Origin of the sequence: Aeromonas veronii bv. veronii, from assembly GCF_000820225.1 — a bacterium.
Classification (GTDB): Bacteria; Pseudomonadota; Gammaproteobacteria; order Enterobacterales; family Aeromonadaceae; genus Aeromonas; species Aeromonas veronii.
On record NZ_CDDK01000003.1, the window covers coordinates 1 to 5,379 of the forward strand.

3 protein-coding genes and 2 pseudogenes are annotated in these 5,379 nt (G+C 63.8%); 3 read left to right on the forward strand and 2 right to left on the reverse strand.

Features of this window, described 5'->3' with window-relative positions; translation table 11 throughout:
- A pseudogene (locus BN1139_RS01210) lies at positions 1-747 on the reverse strand (oligosaccharide repeat unit polymerase); the annotation flags it as partial.
- Positions 735-2,054: a lipopolysaccharide biosynthesis protein gene (locus BN1139_RS01215; RefSeq protein ID WP_005351441.1), complete on the reverse strand. Its 1,320-nt coding sequence runs from the start codon at positions 2,052-2,054 to the stop codon at positions 735-737. The gene BN1139_RS01215 and the pseudogene BN1139_RS01210, both read right to left, overlap by 13 nt.
- 299 nt (positions 2,055-2,353) lie before the next feature.
- Between BN1139_RS01215 and BN1139_RS01220 the strand changes: the two genes are divergently transcribed.
- The 3 genes and pseudogenes from BN1139_RS01220 to BN1139_RS01230 form a co-directional block, all read left to right on the forward strand.
- Positions 2,354-3,109, forward strand: coding sequence for an acyltransferase (locus BN1139_RS01220; RefSeq protein ID WP_005351440.1), 756 nt, complete (start codon positions 2,354-2,356; stop codon positions 3,107-3,109).
- Positions 3,106-4,305 (forward strand): glycosyltransferase, encoded by a 1,200-nt coding sequence (locus BN1139_RS01225; protein WP_005351439.1) that lies wholly within the window; start codon positions 3,106-3,108, stop codon positions 4,303-4,305. The genes BN1139_RS01220 and BN1139_RS01225 overlap by 4 nt, the downstream gene beginning before the upstream one ends.
- A pseudogene (locus BN1139_RS01230) lies at positions 4,302-5,379 on the forward strand (hypothetical protein); the annotation flags it as partial. The gene BN1139_RS01225 and the pseudogene BN1139_RS01230, both read left to right, overlap by 4 nt.

The window sequence follows — 5,379 nt, forward strand, 5'->3', positions numbered from 1 at the left end:
GCTCTGAGTGGCGATAATGGCGGCGGCAGTCAGCGCAAAGCCGAGCCCCCCCAGCAAACGCCCCCAGACCCCATTGCCCTGATTGAGCAACAAGCTCAGCGAAAAGCCGGCAGGAAAGAGCAGCACCAGCGCCAGATCGTTGGGATCCCCCAGCACAGAGCCCAGCTCGCGCCCTATGGTCACCCGGGTGCCCTCCACCAGCCCGATCCCGCTCGCCTTGTTGTAGAGGGCCACCATTGCCACCAGACAGCCCGCCACCACAAAGGTGCGCACCGCCAGCGCAAAATCCCCCGGGGTGCGCACCAGCCAGGCGGTGGCCAGGGTCATCAGATAGATCTTGCTGTAGCTGCCGGTCCAGGTGGCGATCGCCTCGCCCCGGTTGCTGGCAAACAGCACACCGATGGAGACCATCACAAAGAAAGCCGTCAGCCAGCTCAGCGCTGGACTCCAGTAGGGCTTGATCCGGCCGGTCAACAAAATGTGCCAGACCAGCGCACCGATGGCAGCCAGCGAGAAGAGCAGCGGGATCTTGAGGGGATAGAGCTGGGGGAACACCTCATGCAGCCGAAAAAAGGAGAAAGTGACAAACCCCAGCACCATCAAGAAGGGCCAGCGCAGGGCAAACCAGATGGCGGGAATGGCAAGGCCGAGCACCGGCAGCAGCAAAGGATGGGGCAGCCGCCACCAGAGCAGAGCCAGCACCAGACAGATGGTGCTTGCCCAGATGGCTGGCGTTAGACGAGCCATGATCCTGCCCACCATTGGCCGAGCCAGACCATCGCCAGCGCCCCAAGCGAACTGGCCCAGAGGGTCGAGAGGCGATACGGCAGCGGCAGCAACCGCTGGCTCACCAGATAAAAGGCCAGCGCCCGTACCAGATAGACCAGCAGCAGAGTCCAGATCACCCCGGCGACCCCGAAGGGGGGGATGGCGAGCAGAAAGCCTGCCACCCCAAGGGCGCTGCAGCCCAGATTGATCACCATCTGGGCATTGCTCTTCTCGCCGCTAAAGCAGCCGACATTGAGCAAGTCCGAAACATTGCGCACCGCCATACCCAGCACCAGCAGCGGAATATAGGCGATCGCCCCGTGATAGCTCTCCGGGGTCAGCCAGCGAATAAGCAAGGGGGCAGTGAGCCCGACAATCCCCGCGGTAACAAACCCCAACACCGACCCCATCACGCTGTAGTGAGCATTGAGTCGCAGTCCATCCGGCTCGCGCAGCAGCATGAAACGGCGGGGATACCACCAGAGGGCAAAGGGTTGCAGCAACAGCCCCACCGCCAGCGCCAGCTTGCCCGCCACCGCGTAGTAGGCAAGCAGCGCCTCCCCCACCACATCGGCCAGCAGCCAGCGATCCAGTCCGCTCAGGGCAAAGCCTGCCAGCCCGCTCACCACCAGGGGCAATCCATAGCGCAGCAGCGGCCGATAGTGCTGCCAGTCAAAGCGGATCCCGCTATCTCGCCACTGCCAGAGGCTCAGCAGCAACGCCAGTGCAACGCAGGTCAGGGTGCCGGAGGCCAGCACCCCGCTCACGCCCCAGCCGAGCCAGAGCCACCAGCCGGTCAGCAGGGACTGGATCACCGCCTTGCCTGCGGTCGCCACGAAAAAGAGCCGGGCCTGATTGCGCATCCGCAGCCATGCCAGCGGCACGCCGATCACCCCTTCAAACGGCAGGGCGCAGAGCACCCAGCGCACATCCGCAAGACGGGTTTCCACCGGCAGCCAGGCTTGCACCACAGGTGCCAGCAGCCAGAGCAGCACCAGACTGGCCAGGGCGATCAGCCAGACCAGCCCAAACATGCGGGCCACCACCTGCTGGCGCTCCTGCTCATCTTTCGCCAGTCCGGCAAAGCGGTAGAGGGCATCTACCAGCCCGAAGCCCAAAATAAGGGAACCCAGATTGATGAGGGTCAACAGCACCTCCAGCTGGCCGTATTCACGAGGCAGCAGCTGATGGGTCAGCACCGGCAGCATCAGCAGGGAGATCCCCTTCATCAGGAGCAAGCCGCCGGCGTAGTAGAGCATGGCAATCTGGTTCACACCAAGTTTCATAGGGCCTCCCAGCCACCCGAAGCATCTCGCTTCGGGTCAGCTACCGCTAATGCAAAGCCCACGCCACTCACTCCCGCCCTGAAGCGATAGCCCCTCTGTGCGGCTTAACCGTCCAAAACAGGCCCAGAATGAGACTGGCATTTGCGTTTTGCACAACGCTGGCTGCAAATTGCACCGACCGGCGCAATCTGCCCCACCTCTTAACCCCATTTGGCCCCATCCCGCTGGGGTCGTCCTGTTGGCCCGATCCCTGCTTTCTGCTTAGCGAGCAACGGACTGCACCAGAGGGAGAGGTCGCCATGAACACCATCAACCTGCACCGGATGAAAAGCTGGGCCAAACAGGGGGAAACGCCACTGGCTCGCCAGATATGGCGCCTGGCCAAAAGCGCCCGCCACTGGTCATGCCCAGTGATCCCTCCCCTGCATCGGCTGCTTTATCGGCTCTATCTGCTGGGCAACAACGCGCTGGCGACCCTGACCCGCACCCTTTGGTGGACCCCCTTGTTTCAATCTCGCCTCACGGCCCCCGCCCCGCGCCTCTATCTCTATGGCGGCATCCCCTATATCAGCGGTCCGGTCACCATCGAAATCGGTGCCGACTGCCGCCTCAGCGCCGCCATGACCATCAGCGGCCGGGCATCGAGCCAGACGCCAAGGCTGGTCATTGGCCGCAATGTCGGCATTGGCTGGCAGACCACCCTGGCGGTGGGCAGCAAGATAGTGCTGGGGGATAACGTCCGGATTGCAGGGCGTGCCTTTCTGGCGGGCTACCCGGGGCATCCAATCAACGCCCGCGATCGCGCCCTTGGCAAACCGGATCGCGATGAACAGGTGGGGGCCATTGTGCTGGAGCAGGATGTCTGGCTTGGCACCGGGGTGATGGTGATGGCCGGTGTCACCATAGGCGCCGGCACCATTGTCGCCGCAGGCAGCGTCGTCACCCGGGATCTGCCCGCAGGTGTGCTGGCAGCGGGTGTACCGGCCACAGTACTGCGCCCGTTGCAACCACAGGATCACAGCGACCCCGCACACGCTTCGGAGACCTTTGCATGAAACCACACTCACTGCCGCAACTGGTGGTGCTGGGCGAGGATTGGGGCCAGCACCCCTCCAGCACCCAACACCTGATCAAGCGTCTGTTGCCCGATTATCAAGTGCTCTGGGTCAACTCCATCGGCATGCGTTGCCCCCGCTTTACCCTTCATGATCTCACCCGCATCGTCCGCAAACTGGGGGCCGTGCTGCGCGGCGCGCGCCATGCTGGCGGTCAGTCGGTTGCGCCATCAGAGGTCAGCAGCCCTCGGGTACTGCCGCCGCTCGCCTTGCCACTGCCGGGCAGTCGGCTGGCGGGCAAGATCAATGGCCACTGGCTGGCGGCGCAGATCCGGCGTCAGCTGCCCGAGCTGGATCGCCCCTTGCTCTGGATCTCCCTGCCCAGCGCCGTCGATCTGATTGGCAAGCTCGAAGAGCGGGCGGTGATCTACTACTGCGGCGATGACTTCTCGGCGCTGGCGGGGGTGGATCATCAAGCCATCGCCCACTGCGAAGCCCGACTGGTGGAAAAAGCCGATCTCATTCTGGCCGCCAGCCCCGCGCTGGCCAGCCGCTTCCCCCCCCATAAAACCCGGCTCCTCAGCCACGGCGTGGATCTCGAACTGTTTATGCCCCCCAGAGAGCGCCCGGCAGATCTCCCCTCCGGCCGTCCCATTGCCGGATTTTACGGCAGCCTGAGCGACTGGATTGATATCCCCCTGCTGGCAGAGACGGCGGCCGCCCTGCCCCACTGGGATCTGGTGCTGATTGGCCCGGTCCAGACCGATATCTCCCCCCTCAAGGGGCTCCCCAATATCCATCTGCTGGGGCCTCGTCCCCACCACACGCTGGCGGCCTATGCCCAACACTGGCAGGTGAGTTTGCTGCCCTTTGTCGACAACGCCCAGATCCGTGCCTGCAATCCGTTGAAATTGCGCGAGTATCTGGCCGCAGGGCGACCCATCGTCAGCACCGATTTTCCGGCCCTAGATGGCTATCGGGATCAGATCCAGCTCCCCCACGATGGGGAGAGCCTGGCCCAGGCCATCAACCGGGCCGCCTTTGATCAACCCAATCCGGGCTGGTTTCAGGAGAGTGGCTGGGAGGGGCTCACCCGCAGCGAAGGGCGCCACACGCGCCAGCAGCAGGTGGCCCTGCAAAGCTGGGATCACAAGGCTGCCGAGCTGAACAACTGGTTGAAGAGGCTGCCCGGATGAGCAGAGGGCTCTGGCTGGTTATCCTGCTCTGCGCCAATGCAGCGATGGCCACTACCCGGCTGGAGGGGCAGACCCCGCTGCCCATGACAGGTAACCAGACACCCCAGCGGCTCGATCTGAGCACCCACAACTGGCCAATAGGCAGCGATGATGAACTGGTGATCGAGGGCCATAACCCCAGCGCCCGCGCGCAAACCCTGATCCTGCGTATCGACGATAACGCCTCGGTCAACTACCGCAGCCGGGTCAATCTGGAGCGGATTGTCGCACCCGGCCCCTTCACCCAGCGCTTTGCCTTGAGCGAATGGCGCACCAGCCAACCCAGAGCGCTGGCGTTGGACAAACTCACCAAGCTCTATCTCTTTATGGCCGATAACGCCCCCTCAATGACCATTCACCGCTGGTACTGGGAGCCCGGTCTGACTCTGCCTGAGGGCACCATTGCGCTGGATCTGGGGGCCTCCACAGCCCCCCGCTTTACCGGCTTTGAAGCCCTGAGCCCGGGGGATCCCCGGCTGATTGGCCATCCCACCCCCATCTTGCGTCCCTCCGGCGATGCCCTGGTGCGCGATGGGCTGCGCAATCTCGACGGAGTGCGACTGGACCTGGCCAAAGGACGCTACCAGCTCACCCTCTGGCTCGATGATCCCGGCGAGTGGGAGTATCTTCCCCACCCCTTCGAGCGCAGCGTGCTGGTCAATGGCGAGCCCATCTGGGCCGAACAGTGGCAACCGCAGGAGTGGCTAACGCAGCGCTATCTGGCGGGACAATCTCGCGAGGCACTGCCAAATCCGGATCCCTGGCAGCTGTTCGGGGCACGACAGGGCGGCCCCGTTCATGCCACCCTGAACCACCCCGGCGGCCCGCTCACTATCACATTGGTGGGCCACTCACCGGATGCCAAATACCTGGCGGGGCTGCTGCTTGCCCCCTATCCGGCCCCCACCAGCAAAGAGGCTCTCCCGAATAGCGGAAAAGATCGCGCCGTATTGGCCGACGCTACCGCCATTGTGCTGACCAAGCAGCGCCAGCTGTTTTTGGAAAAATGGACTCTGGCCCCCTATTCCCCAACCC